Origin of the sequence: Streptomyces sp. NPDC002054 (genome assembly GCF_040296685.1) — a bacterium.
Taxonomy (GTDB): Bacteria; Actinomycetota; Actinomycetes; order Streptomycetales; family Streptomycetaceae; genus Streptomyces.
Map to the genome: position 1 here is coordinate 197,618 of NZ_JBEOXT010000006.1, position 11,739 is coordinate 209,356.

Genomic DNA, 11,739 nt, shown 5'->3' on the forward strand with positions numbered 1-11,739 from the left:
CTGTACACCCTAGGGTCAGCGCAACTAACGGTAAATGAAGAATTTCCATTAGGGGGACTGGAATGACTCTGCTGCTGGCCCAGATCAGCGATCTACATCTGGATGGCACCCCGCGGGCCACCGACCGCGCCACCCGCGTCCTGGACCACCTGCGGACCCTGCCCCGGCCGGTCGACGCCCTGCTGGTCACCGGGGACATCGCCGACCACGGCACCGAGGCCGAGTACGAGGAGGCCGCCCGGCTGCTCGACCTCCCGTTCCCGGTCCTGACCTGCCCCGGCAACCACGACGCCCGGCCCGCCTACCGCAAGGCCCTGCTCGGGGAGGCACCCGCCGAGGGGCCGGTCAACCGGGTCCACCACATCGGCGGCACCGCCGTCCTGATGTGCGACACCACGGTCCCCGGCCACGACCACGGCCGGATCGACGCGGAGACCGCGCAGTGGATCGACGGGACGCTCGCGGGGCTCCCGGACGGCGTCCCGGCCCTGCTCGCCTTCCACCAGCCGCCGGTGGAGGTGCACCACCCGCTGCCCGACTCCTCCCGGCTGGAGGAGCCGGAGCGGCTGGCCGCGCTGCTCGACGCGCACCCCCGGGTGGCCGCCGTCCTCACCGGCCACGCCCACACCGCCGCCGCCTCGTCCTTCGCCGGGCGCCCGCTGATCGTCGGGCCCGCGGTGACCTGGACCCTGCGGCTGCCCTGGGAGGGCGAGGCATCGGCCGACCGGGACCAGCCGCCCGGGCTGGCCTTCCACCTGCTGGGCGAGGACCGGCGGCTGACCACCCACTTCCGCGTGGTGCCGTGACGCCGTGTCCGTCCACCCGTACGTCCATCCGTACGCCGTGGCCGGGTTCCTGGCGGCGGTGTTCCCGCTGATCGCGACCCCGGGGGCCAGTCTGGCCCTGCTGGTGCAGCGGGTCGGGGAGGGCGGCCGGCGGCAGGCCTGGCCAGTGGTCCTCGGCACCGTCACCGGCCTGTACGTGCACGCCGCGCTGGCCGTGGCCGGGCTGTCGGCCCTGGTCATGCACTCCGCCCGGGCCTTCACCGCCGTCCGGATCGCCGGGGCCTGCTGGCTCATCGGCCTCGGCCTGTGGACCTGGTACGCGGCCCGCCGCGCCGGGACCTCACCCGGGGCGCCCGGCCGGGGCCGGGGCGGGGGCGGGTCCGGCTTCCTGCAGGCGCTGCTCGCCAATGTCCTGAACCCGAAGGCCGCATCCGTCTACCTGACCCTGGTACCGCAGTTCATCGAGCCCGGCCGGCCCCTCCCCGCCCAGGTCCTGGTGCTGGCCACCGCCCATGCCCTGCTGATCGCCCTCTGGCTGCTCGGCTGGACGGTACTGGTCCGCCGGGCGTCGGGGGTCCTGCGGCGGCCCGGGTTCCGGGCCGCGCTGAGCCGGGTCACCGCGGTGGTGCTGATCGGCCTGGGGATCCGTACCGCCGTGGCGGCCTGAGGAACGGCTAGTCCGTCCCCTGGTTCAACTGGTGGAGCAGCCGCGCCAGTTCCGCCACCTCGCCACGGTCCCAGTCGCCGAGCTTGCGCATGTAACGGACCCGCCGGGCGTCGCGGACCTTCAGGAACCGCTCCCGGCCCTCCGGGGTGAGGCCGACCTGGAAGGCCCGGCCGTCCGCCGGGTCCTGCTCGCGGGCCACCAGGCCGAGGTCCTCCAGGGCCCGCAGCTGGCGGCTCATGGTCGCCTTGCCGACCCCGAAGTAGGCCGCGAGATCGGTGGCCCGCTGCCGGCCGGCGTCCTCCAGGCGTACGAGCAGCCCGTACGCGGCGGGTTCCAGCTCGGGGTGGAGTTCGCGGGCCATCTCACCGGAGGAGGCCCGGGCGCGCCGGAGGAAGACGGACAGCTCCCGCTCCAGCGCGAGGAACTCCTGGTCTTCGCTCCCGTGCACGTTCCGCTCCCATCGTGGGTGTGTGGGAACCCAGTATTTCCCAGCACCCCGGCCCGGGGGGTCAGGCCGCCGTGGTGACCGCGAGCTCCGCCTCCTGCAGGGCCAGCTCCAGGACCTGGCGTACGTCCGTGACCGGGTGCACCTCCAGCCGCTCCAGCACCTCGGCCGGCACATCGTCCAGATCGGCCTCGTTCCGCTTCGGGATGATCACGGTGCTGATCCCGGCCCGGTGCGCGGCCAGCAGCTTCTGCTTGACCCCGCCGATCGGCAGCACCCGGCCGGTCAGCGAGACCTCGCCGGTCATGGCCACATCGGTGCGGACCTGGCGCCCCGACAGCAGGGAGGCGAGCGCCGTGGTCATGGTGATGCCCGCGCTCGGGCCGTCCTTGGGCACCGCGCCCGCCGGGAAGTGGATGTGCACTCCCCGCTCCTTCAGCCCGGTGACCGGAAGTTCCAGCTCCGCGCCGTGTGAGCGCAGGAAGCTGAGCGCGATCTGCGCGGACTCCTTCATCACCTCGCCGAGCTGGCCGGTCAGGGTCAGTCCGGCCGCACCGGTCTCCGGGTCTGCGAGCGAGGCCTCGACGAAGAGCACGTCCCCGCCCGCCCCGGTGACGGCGAGGCCGGTGGCCACGCCGGGGACGGCGGTCCGCCGCTCGGCCGGGTCCTGTGCGGACTCCGGTACGTGGTGCGGTCGCCCGATCAGCGCGCGCAGGTCCTGCTCGGTGATGGTGAACGGCAGCTCCCGCTCCCCCAGCTCGTGCTGGGAGGCCACCTTGCGCAGCAACCGGGCGATGGACCGCTCCAGGGTCCGGACACCCGCCTCGCGGGTGTACTCGCCGGCCAGCCTGCGCAGGGCCGGCTCCTCCAGGATCACCTCGTCAGCGCCGAGCCCGGCCCGCTCCAGCTGTCGCGGCAGCAAGTGGTCACGGGCGATGACCACCTTCTCGTCCTCGGTGTACCCGTCGAGCCGGACCAGGTCCATCCGGTCGGCGAGCGCCTCCGGGATGGCCTCCAGCACATTGGCGGTGGCCAGGAAGACCACGTCGCTCAGGTCCAGTTCCACCTCCAGGTAGTGGTCCCGGAAGGTGTGGTTCTGTGCCGGGTCGAGGACCTCCAGCAGGGCGGCGGCCGGGTCGCCGCGGAAGTCGGAGCCCACCTTGTCGATCTCGTCGAGGAGCACCACCGGGTTCATGGACCCGGCTTCCTTGATGGCCCGTACGATCCGGCCGGGCAGCGCGCCCACGTACGTACGCCGGTGGCCGCGGATCTCCGCCTCGTCGCGGACGCCGCCGAGCGCGACGCGGACGAACTTCCGCCCCATCGCGTGGGCGACCGATTCTCCGAGGCTGGTTTTTCCGACCCCGGGCGGGCCGACCAGGGCCAGCACGGCCCCGCCGCGCCGCCCGCCGACCACGCCGAGCCCGCGCTCGCCGCGCCGCTTGCGGACGGCCAGGTACTCGGTGATCCGGTCCTTCACATCGCCGAGCCCGGCGTGCTCGGCGTCCAGGATCTCCCGGGCCCCGCGGATGTCGTACGCGTCCTCGGTGCGCTCGTTCCAGGGCAGCTCCAGGACGGTGTCCAGCCAGGTCCGGATCCAGGAGCCCTCCGGGGACTGGTCGCTGGACCGCTCCAGCTTCTCGACCTCCTTCAGCGCGGCCTCCCGCACCTTCTCCGGCAGGTCGGCGGCCTCGACCCGGCTGCGGTAGTCGTCGGCCGCCTCGCCCTCCCCGTCCCCGTTCAGCTCGCGCAGCTCCTTGCGGACCGCTTCCAGCTGACGCCGCAGCAGGAACTCGCGCTGCTGCTTGTCCACGCCCTCCTGGACGTCCTTGGCGATGGACTCGGCGACGTCCTGCTCGGCCAGGTGGTCGCTGAGCCAGGTCACGGCGAGCTTCAGGCGGGCGACCGGGTCGGCGGTCTCGAGCAGTTCGACCTTCTGGGCCACCGTCAGGAACGGCGAGTAGCCCGAGTTGTCGGCGAGCGCCGACACCCCTTCGATCTGCTGCACCCGGTCGACGACCTGCCAGGCCCCGCGTTTCCTCAGCCAGCTGGTGGCGAGGGCCTTGTACTCCTTGATCAGTTCGGTGACGGCTCCGGGCAGCGGCTCGGGGGTGTGCTCCTGCACCACCTCGCCCTCCACCCACAGGGCGGCCCCGGGCCCGGTGGTCCCGGCGCCGATCCGGACCCGGCCGAGCCCGCGGATCAGCGCGCCCGGGTCCCCGTCGGACAGCCGCCCCACCTGCTCGACGGTCCCCAGCACACCCGTCCCGGCGTACGTGCCGTCAACCCGCGGCACAAGCAGCACCCGGGGCTTCCCGCTGCCGCTCCCGGCCGCCGCCTGCGCGGCCTCGACGGCCCCGCGCACCTCGGCGTCGGTCAGGTCGAGCGGAACCACCATTCCGGGCAGCACGACCTCGTCGTCGAGCGGCAGCACGGGCAGGGTGAGCGATACGGACGTCGAAGCCATGATCTTCCCTCCGGCAGTGAAGTTGAGCTCTGCCGACTCAATGCATCTGCGCCCACCAATGTTCCCCGATCCCCTCCAACTCCCGTTCGCCTCCGGCGAACACGTCGGCTTACGTCGGCTACGGCGACGGTTCGGTACGGGCGGCGGCCTGCCGATCCCTCAGGACGCCCGCGGCCATCCGGCACCAGTCCCGGTTCTCCCGCTCGAAGGCCAGGCCGCGCAGGCAGGTCAGGTAGCCCCCGATCCGCTCGCCCCGGCGCAGGAACTCCTCCTCGTCCAGGTCCCCGCGCAGCTGCCGCAGCAGCGCGCCGAGCAGTTCGGTCTTGGCCTCGGCCGCGGCGGCCCGCTCCTCCAGCTGTTCGATCACCGCGGCGGTGCCGACGCGGTCGGCGGACTGGACCTTGACGAGCAGGTCGTCGCGGATGAACGAGGGCTTGGAGGGGGCCGCGGCGAAGGCCTCCAGTTCGGCCCGGCCGGCCTCGGTGACCCGGAACAGCCGCTTGTTGGGCCGGGTCTCCTGGACCACTTCGCGGCCCGCGACCAGCCCGTCCCGCTCCAGCTTGGCCAGCTCGGCGTAGAGCTGCTGGGGCAGTGCGTGCCAGAAGTTCGCCACGCCGATGTCGAAGCCCTTCGCCAGCTGGTACCCGCTGTACTCGCCGTCCAGCAGCGCCGCCAGCACGGCATGCCGCAGAGCCATGAAACCGCCCCTTCCCTTTCTTCGTCCCTCCCTGCACCATACTCAAGAAACTGACTAGTCAGATTCTTGAGTATGAGGGATGGGGAGGGTTGGTCATGGACACTGCCGCACGCTTCCGCGCAGCCGTGGAGCAGCGCGATCACGCCGCGCTGGAGGACCTGTTCACCGAGGACATCCGGCTGTACAGCCCGGTGAAGTTCAGCCCTTTCGAGGGCCGGCCCATGGTCCTGGGGCTCTTCGGCGTGCTGCTGCGGATCTTCGAGGACCTGCGGTACGTCGGGCACTTCGAGGGCACGGCCGAGACGGCTGTCGACGGCAAGGAGGCTCCGTCGGCGATCCTGCCGTTCCGTGCCACGGTGGACGGCCGGCAGATCCACGGCATCGACCTGCTCCAGTTCGACGAGGAGGGCCGGGTCAAGGAGTTCACCGTGATGGTGCGCCCGCTGTCCGCCGTGCAGGCGCTGGGTCAGGCGGTGCTGGCCGGCCTGGTCGCCGACGGACTGGTCCCTGCCGCTCCCTGAGCTCCTTGGCTCACCGGGAGGGCGGAGGGGCGGCCCCAGTCGCTCCAGGAGCCGTCGTAGACCGCCAGGTCGGGGTAGCCGGCCAGGTCGGCGGCGAGGGCGAGGACGCAGGCGGTCACGCCGGAGCCGCAGCTGAAGTAGAGCTTCTCCGCGGCGGGGGCCAGGGCGTCGAAGGCGGTGCGGAGCTCGGCGGCCGGGCGCATCAGGCCGTCCGCGGTCCGTACCTCGGTGAAGGGGAGGCTGAGGGCGCCCGGCATGTGGCCGGGCCGCAGGCCCGGGCGGGGTTCGGGGGCGGTCCCCGCGAACCGTTCGCGGGTACGGGCGTCAAAGACGGCGGCGGCCGGGTCGGCGAGGGCGGCGAGCACCTCGACGCTGTCGACCAGCAGCCCGGCCCGCGGCCGGGCGGTGAAGCCGCCGCGCGGACCGTCGTACGCCGCCGGGGCCGGCTCCACCGGGAGGCCGGCGGCCGTCCAGGCGGGCAGCCCGCCGTCAAGGACCGCGGCGCGGTCGAAGCCCATGGCGCGCAGCATCCACCAGGCGCGGGCACTGGAGTAGATGCTGGCGGCGTCGTAGACGACGACCGTGCTGGTGTCGTCGACACCGAGGGCGCGCAGCGCTTCGCTGAACGCCGCCGCCCCCGGCATGGCGTGCGGCACCGGAGCACTGTGGTCGGACAGCTCCCCGTCGAGATCAAAGGCCCGCGCCCCAGGTATCCGCACCGTCCCGCCCCGATGGCCCCCGACCGAAGCATCAAAGACCACCACCCCGGGCTCCCCAATCCGCCCCGCCAACCAGTCGACACCGACCAGGGGCGTGGACAGCGGCTCCCCGGCGGGGCTGGTGTGGTCGGCACGGGCTGCGGGCCCGGCGGACGCAATGCGGGCCTGCGGCGCGGCAGGGTCGGTGTGAGCCGCAGACCCCGTGTGGGGCTCAGGCCCGGCGGGCGCCGCGGGCCCGGTGCGGATCGTGGGCTGACGGTCGGTCATGCAGGGCCTCCAGGAGGGGCAGGGGATCGGTAGTGCAGCAGTTGGCCGCAGGTCCATCGGGTGGCCTGGCCACCCCGCCAGGCCACCCGGCCGTGGGCCGCCGGCCCATCGGGCCAACAGGGCCGGCAGACCCGATAGCCGCCATGCCTGCCGGGGCGCCAGGGCCGAGCCACAGGGCCGCCAGGCCGTTGGGCCGCAGGCCGCCAGGCCGCAGGCCCTTGGGCCGTTGGGCCGCAGGCCGCCAGGCCGCAGGCCCTTGGGCCGTTGGGCCGCAGGCCGCCAGGCCGCCAGGCCGCCAGGCCGCCAGGCCGCCAGGCCGCCAGGCCGCCAGGCCGCCAGGCCGCCAGGGGCATCCTGCCCCGGAGGGTTCCGGTCCGTCAGTTCGGGCATTCGCCCGGCCTGGCGTAGAGCGCGACCCTGGCGCCGCGGATCTCGCGGATCGAACACAGGTCGAACTGGCTGACCAGGGTCTGTCGTTTGACGACCTCGCGCGGGTATGGGTCGCGCGGCTGGTCCGCCGGGTCCAGTAGGACCAGCACCCGGGGCGCGTCGAAGAGTCGGGCGCGGATCTCCTGCGACGGGAGCTCGGTGCCCTGGAGGGTGCGCGAAGCCGTCGGGGTGCGGGCCAGGGCCAGGTCGTGCAGGCTCCCGTACACCTCGGGGGAGGACAGCAGCCACTCGCGCCGCCGGGCCGGCTGGAACAGCACCGCGTCCCCCGGCCGGGCAGTGGCCCGTACCGCGTCGGCGACGGCCAGCACATCGTCCTTGCGGCTCTCCGGCGTACGCAGCCACAGCGACCACGGCACGGCCACAGCCACCAGCACCGCGGCCAGCGGCAACAGCACCCGCGGCCGGGCCGCGCCCGCCAGCAGCGCCAGGCCGGCCAGCGAATAGAGCACGTACCGGTCGACGTACCAGGGGTTGACCAGCGAGACCGTCATCAGCAGCCCGGCCGGCAGCAGCGCGAGCGGCAGCGCGACCCGGACCAGCTCCCGGTCCGCCCCCCGGGCGAGCAGCAGCGAGACCGCCGCGACCACGGCGTACGCCGCCCAGTCCGCCCCCTTCGGCCGGCCCAGCCAGCCGAGCTGCTGCGCCGCCTGGCCCGCGCTGAGCACGGCGAGCGGCAGCAGCAGGAGGACCACCACCGCGGCGCTGCGCCGCCAGCCGCGCGCCCGCCATCCGGGGACGGCGTGCGCGAGCAGCGCCAGCACGGCGAACTCGTGCAGCCAGCAGGCGAGGACGAGCAGCACCGTGTACGGCACCCAGCGCTCGCGCAGCAGCAGGTACGTCGCCCAGACCACGGCGGCGGCCACCAGCGCGTACGAGCGGCCCTCCTGCGCGTACATCTGGACCGGCGGCAGCAGGGCGTACAGCAGCCCGGCGCACAGGCCGGCCCGCGCGGCGCCCCGGTCAGCGGCAGGCTCGGCGGCCCTCATGCACGCCAGCCGGTGGCCGACCGCCGCGACCCCGGCCGCGGCGAGGGCGGTGGCGGCCACCGACGGCAGCCGCAGCGCCCACAGCCCGCCGCTCTCCCAGCCGGCGAACACCGCGTGCATCAGCAGGTAGTAGAGGCCGTGCACGGCGTCGACCCGGCCCAGCAGCTCCACCAGGTCGCCGGCCGGCCTGTGGGCGACCTGCCAGGTCACCGACTCGTCGCGCCACATGCTGCCGCCCCGGTCGAGGCCCCACAGCCCGAGCAGGAGAGCGAGGACCACGGGCGGGAGCAGCACGCGCCACGGTGCGATGCGGCCGATGACTGCCTCCGGGTGCTTTCCGTGCGGGAGCGGGGACTCCATACTCATGGGTCGACGGAGAGCAGACCTTACGGGGGGGGGTGGGTGCGTGAGGGCCGTTCGCGCGGCGGGCGGGGTGCTGGTCTGGGCCGCCGTGCTCGGGGGCTGCACCTTCGAGGGTCCCGCCGGTCCCGCCGGTTCCGCCTCCTCGCCGGCCGCCTCACCCGCCGAAACGGTCCTGCCGCCCACCCGCGCCGACGAGCGGCTGGTCACCGTCACCCGCAGCGGCGGGCTGGCCGGCCGGCAGAGCAGCGTACGTGTGCAGGGAGACGGCTCGTGGACCCGGCTGGACGGGGCCGCCCGCGAGATCGGCAGCGGGAGGCTGGCCGCCGACCGGCTGGCCCGGCTGCGTACCGCCCTCGCCGAGGCCGGATTCCCGCGCCTGCCGCGCATCGCCATGGGGGACGGGCCCGTGTTCGACGGGTTCGTGTACGCCTTCGTGCACGGCGGGTACGAGGTCGCCACCACCGACGGCTCGGTCCCGCCCGGCCTGTCCCGGGTGCTGGACGAGCTCCCCGCGTTCTGACCCGCCGGAGCCCGGCGCGACCTGACATAGTCCGCCGCATCGGAACACCGCCCCCAGGGCCCTCGTTGTGCCCCGTATGACAGCCCCCGTTACCCTCGACCGCCGCCACGGCCCCCATGGCGAGGTCGTCCTGCGCCGCCGGGACGCGGCGGTTCCGGTCTACGAGATCATCGCCAACGGCTGCTTCCTGATGGACACCTCCGACGGCCGCTCGGAGCGGCTGCTCGTGGACGCCGCCTGGCTGGCCCTCGATCCGCCCCCGGTCAACGCCTCCGTGCTCATCGGCGGTCTCGGGGTCGGCTTCTCGCTGGTCCACGCCGCCGCCCAGGCCCACTGGGGCCGGATCGTGGTTGCCGAACGTGAGCAGGCGATCATCGACTGGCACCGGTCCGGACCCCTCCGCGCGGTCACCGAGGCCGCCCTCGCCGACTCCCGGGTAACGATCCTGCACACCGATCTGGTGACTCACTTGCACGCGTCACCCGACCGATACGACGCCCTCTGTCTGGACATCGACAACGGCCCCGACTGGACCGTCACCGAGGACAACCAGAACCTCTACTCCCCCGCCGGACTCGCCGCCTGCCGGGCCCGGTTGACCCCCGGAGGGGTCCTCGCCGTCTGGTCCGCACAACCGTCCGCCGCGTTCGAAAAAGCAATGCGGAATGCCGGATTCAGCTCGGTACGGACGGAAGAGGTGCCCGTTGCCCGAGGTGTCCCGGACGTGGTCCATCTGGGCCGGAACCCCCTGTAACCCCCACATGGCCGCAGGCCGGTGGCTCCTCTACGCTGCACCCCATTACGCGGACCACCGGGTTCGGGCGGGGACGAGGGCGGGATGACGGAACAAACACACACCACCCAGAGCGGCGCCGCGGCGACCCCCGGCGCCCAGCGCCGCGTGCTCGTCGTCGAGGACGACCAGACCATCGCCGAGGCGATCGCGGCCCGGCTGCGCGCCGAGGGCTTCCAGGTACAGACGGCCGGCGACGGCCCGGCCGCCGTGGCCGCCGCCGAGAGCTGGCAGCCCGAGCTGCTGGTGCTGGACGTGATGCTGCCCGGCTTCGACGGCCTGGAGGTCTGCCGCCGGGTCCAGGCGCACCGTCCGGTGCCGGTCCTGATGCTCACCGCCCGTGACGACGAGACCGACATGCTGGTCGGCCTCGGCGTCGGCGCGGACGACTACATGACCAAGCCGTTCTCCATGCGCGAGCTGGCGGCGCGGGTGCACGTGCTGCTGCGCCGGGTCGAGCGGGCCACCATCGCCGCCACCGCCCCGCGCGGCTCCACCCTGCGGCTGGGCGACCTGGAGATCGACCACGCCCAGCGGCGGGTCCGGGTGCACGCCGAGGACGTGCACCTCACCCCCACCGAGTTCGACCTGCTGGTCTGCCTGGCCGGCACCCCGCGCGCGGTGCTCTCCCGGGAGCAGCTGCTCGCCGAGGTGTGGGACTGGGCCGACGCCTCCGGGACCCGTACGGTCGACAGCCACATCAAGGCGTTGCGCCGCAAGATCGGCGCCGAGCGGATCCGTACGGTCCACGGCGTCGGGTACGCCCTGGAGACCCCGGCGGGGGCATGAGCTCCGCCGGGGGCACCCGGGACACGCGCGGTGCCCGGGGCATGCACGGCACCCGGGACGGGCACGGCGCCCGAGGCACCCACGGGGCGCGCGGCGCGCGTGGGGCGCGCAGTGGCCGCAGCGTGCGCCGGACACCCGGGCAGGGGCTGCGCCCCTTCTCGCCGTTCTCGATCAAGACCAAGCTCGGCACCCTGGTCGTCGTCTCGGTCTTCATCACCACCGGGCTGCTCATGGTGGCCCTGCGGACCAAGACCGAGGTCCGGTTCATCACGGTCTTCTCGGTGATCGCCTCGATGCTGATCACCCAGTTCGTGGCGCACAGCCTGACCGCGCCGCTGGACAAGATGACCACCGTGGCCCGGGCGATCTCCCAGGGGGACTACACCCGCCGGGTGCACGGCGCCGAGCGCCGGGACGAGCTCGGCGACCTGGCCGCGACCATCAATGTGATGGCGGACGACCTGGAGGCGGTGGACGCGCACCGCCGGGAACTGGTCGCCAATGTCTCGCACGAGCTCCGCACCCCGATCGCGGCCCTGCGGGCGGTGCTGGAGAACGTGGTGGACGGGGTTTCGGCCGCCGATCCGGAGACCATGCGGACGGCGCTGAAGCAGACCGAGCGGCTGGGCCGGCTGGTGGAGACCCTGCTGGACCTGTCCCGGGTGGACAACGGGGTGGTCCCGCTGAAGGCGCGCCGCTTCGAGGTGTGGCCGTACCTGTCGGGCGTGCTGAAGGAGGCCGGGCTGGCCGCGGGGCAGCGCGGCTCGCTGACCTCCGGCTCCGGCAACCACACCCGCAAGGACGTCCACCTGCACCTGGACGTGTTCCCGCCCGACCTGACGGCGCACGCGGACGCGGAGCGCCTGCACCAGGTGGTGGCCAACCTGATCGACAACGCGGTCAAGCACAGCCCCCAGCACGGCCGGGTCACCGTGCGCGCCCGGCGCGGCGACGCGCCCGGGAGCCTGACCCTGGAAGTCCTGGACGAGGGCCCCGGCATCCCGGAGAAGGAGCGCCACCGGGTCTTCGAGCGGTTCAACCGGGGCAGTGCCCGGGGCGGCGACGGGGGCACCGGTCTGGGCCTGGCGATCGCCCGCTGGGCGGTCGGCCTGCACGGCGGGCACATCGGAGTGGCCGAATCCTCCCGGGGCTGCCGGATCCTCGTCACCCTTCCGGGCAGCTCGAAGGCCGCAGGTTGACGTAGGGTTCGAGACGGGAAGGAGATGATCTCGGCCACATGTGCCCGGGGTCCATCAGGGGTGCGAAGCCA

Annotated in this window: 12 protein-coding genes; 7 read left to right on the top strand and 5 right to left on the bottom strand. The window is 73.7% G+C overall.

The window, feature by feature from the left end; genetic code table 11:
- The first annotated feature begins 62 nt into the window (after window positions 1-62).
- Window positions 63-806, top strand: coding sequence for a phosphodiesterase (locus tag ABT123_RS07860; protein ID WP_351310864.1), 744 nt, complete (start codon window positions 63-65; stop codon window positions 804-806).
- Between the two features lie 4 nt (window positions 807-810).
- Window positions 811-1,452: a LysE family translocator gene (locus ABT123_RS07865; protein WP_351310866.1), complete on the top strand. Its 642-nt coding sequence runs from the start codon at window positions 811-813 to the stop codon at window positions 1,450-1,452.
- A 7-nt stretch (window positions 1,453-1,459) separates the two neighbouring features.
- Here ABT123_RS07865 and ABT123_RS07870 read toward each other — a convergent pair whose 3' ends face one another.
- From ABT123_RS07870 to ABT123_RS07880, 3 genes are all read right to left on the bottom strand, one after another.
- Entirely contained in the window at window positions 1,460-1,900 is a 441-nt protein-coding gene (locus tag ABT123_RS07870) for a MarR family winged helix-turn-helix transcriptional regulator (RefSeq protein WP_351310868.1), read from the bottom strand.
- A 61-nt stretch (window positions 1,901-1,961) separates the two neighbouring features.
- Window positions 1,962-4,364, bottom strand: coding sequence for an endopeptidase La (gene lon, locus ABT123_RS07875; protein WP_351310870.1), 2,403 nt, complete (start codon window positions 4,362-4,364; stop codon window positions 1,962-1,964).
- Window positions 4,365-4,482: 118 nt separating this feature from the next.
- Window positions 4,483-5,061, bottom strand: coding sequence for a PadR family transcriptional regulator (locus ABT123_RS07880; protein WP_351310872.1), 579 nt, complete (start codon window positions 5,059-5,061; stop codon window positions 4,483-4,485).
- A gap of 95 nt (window positions 5,062-5,156) precedes the next feature.
- Between ABT123_RS07880 and ABT123_RS07885 the strand changes: the two genes are divergently transcribed.
- Complete coding sequence (locus ABT123_RS07885) at window positions 5,157-5,582, top strand: nuclear transport factor 2 family protein (RefSeq protein ID WP_351310874.1); 426 nt, start codon at window positions 5,157-5,159, stop codon at window positions 5,580-5,582.
- Here ABT123_RS07885 and ABT123_RS07890 read toward each other — a convergent pair.
- Complete coding sequence (locus ABT123_RS07890) at window positions 5,528-6,403, bottom strand: sulfurtransferase (RefSeq protein ID WP_351310967.1); 876 nt, start codon at window positions 6,401-6,403, stop codon at window positions 5,528-5,530. The two genes, ABT123_RS07885 and ABT123_RS07890, sit on opposite strands and share 55 nt — an antisense overlap.
- A 542-nt stretch (window positions 6,404-6,945) precedes the next feature.
- The gene (locus tag ABT123_RS07895) at window positions 6,946-8,370 is read right to left on the bottom strand and encodes a glycosyltransferase family protein (RefSeq protein WP_351310875.1); all 1,425 of its coding nucleotides are present in this window, start codon (window positions 8,368-8,370) and stop codon (window positions 6,946-6,948) included.
- A gap of 40 nt (window positions 8,371-8,410) precedes the next feature.
- Here ABT123_RS07895 and ABT123_RS07900 point away from each other — a divergent pair, with 40 nt between their 5' ends.
- From ABT123_RS07900 to ABT123_RS07915, 4 genes are all read left to right on the top strand, one after another.
- Window positions 8,411-8,887 (top strand): hypothetical protein, encoded by a 477-nt coding sequence (locus ABT123_RS07900; RefSeq protein WP_351310877.1) that lies wholly within the window; start codon window positions 8,411-8,413, stop codon window positions 8,885-8,887.
- Between the two features lie 76 nt (window positions 8,888-8,963).
- Window positions 8,964-9,641 (top strand): spermidine synthase family protein, encoded by a 678-nt coding sequence (locus tag ABT123_RS07905; RefSeq protein ID WP_351310879.1) that lies wholly within the window; start codon window positions 8,964-8,966, stop codon window positions 9,639-9,641.
- 84 nt (window positions 9,642-9,725) lie between these two features.
- Window positions 9,726-10,469 (top strand): response regulator transcription factor, encoded by a 744-nt coding sequence (locus tag ABT123_RS07910; RefSeq protein ID WP_351310880.1) that lies wholly within the window; start codon window positions 9,726-9,728, stop codon window positions 10,467-10,469.
- 122 nt (window positions 10,470-10,591) lie between these two features.
- Window positions 10,592-11,668 (top strand): HAMP domain-containing sensor histidine kinase, encoded by a 1,077-nt coding sequence (locus ABT123_RS07915; RefSeq protein WP_502970902.1) that lies wholly within the window; start codon window positions 10,592-10,594, stop codon window positions 11,666-11,668.
- Window positions 11,669-11,739 lie beyond the last annotated feature (71 nt).

Excerpts from the sequence above, each read along its gene's own strand:
- ABT123_RS07860 (WP_351310864.1), top strand. The coding sequence starts at position 63 with ATGACTCTGCTGCTGGCCCAGATCAGCGATCTACATCTGGATGGCACC.
- lon (WP_351310870.1), bottom strand. The coding sequence starts at position 4,364 with ATGGCTTCGACGTCCGTATCGCTCACCCTGCCCGTGCTGCCGCTCGAC.
- ABT123_RS07880 (WP_351310872.1), bottom strand. The coding sequence starts at position 5,061 with ATGGCTCTGCGGCATGCCGTGCTGGCGGCGCTGCTGGACGGCGAGTAC.
- ABT123_RS07885 (WP_351310874.1), top strand. The coding sequence starts at position 5,157 with ATGGACACTGCCGCACGCTTCCGCGCAGCCGTGGAGCAGCGCGATCAC.
- ABT123_RS07895 (WP_351310875.1), bottom strand. The coding sequence starts at position 8,370 with ATGAGTATGGAGTCCCCGCTCCCGCACGGAAAGCACCCGGAGGCAGTC.
- ABT123_RS07905 (WP_351310879.1), top strand. The coding sequence starts at position 8,964 with ATGACAGCCCCCGTTACCCTCGACCGCCGCCACGGCCCCCATGGCGAG.
- ABT123_RS07910 (WP_351310880.1), top strand. The coding sequence starts at position 9,726 with ATGACGGAACAAACACACACCACCCAGAGCGGCGCCGCGGCGACCCCC.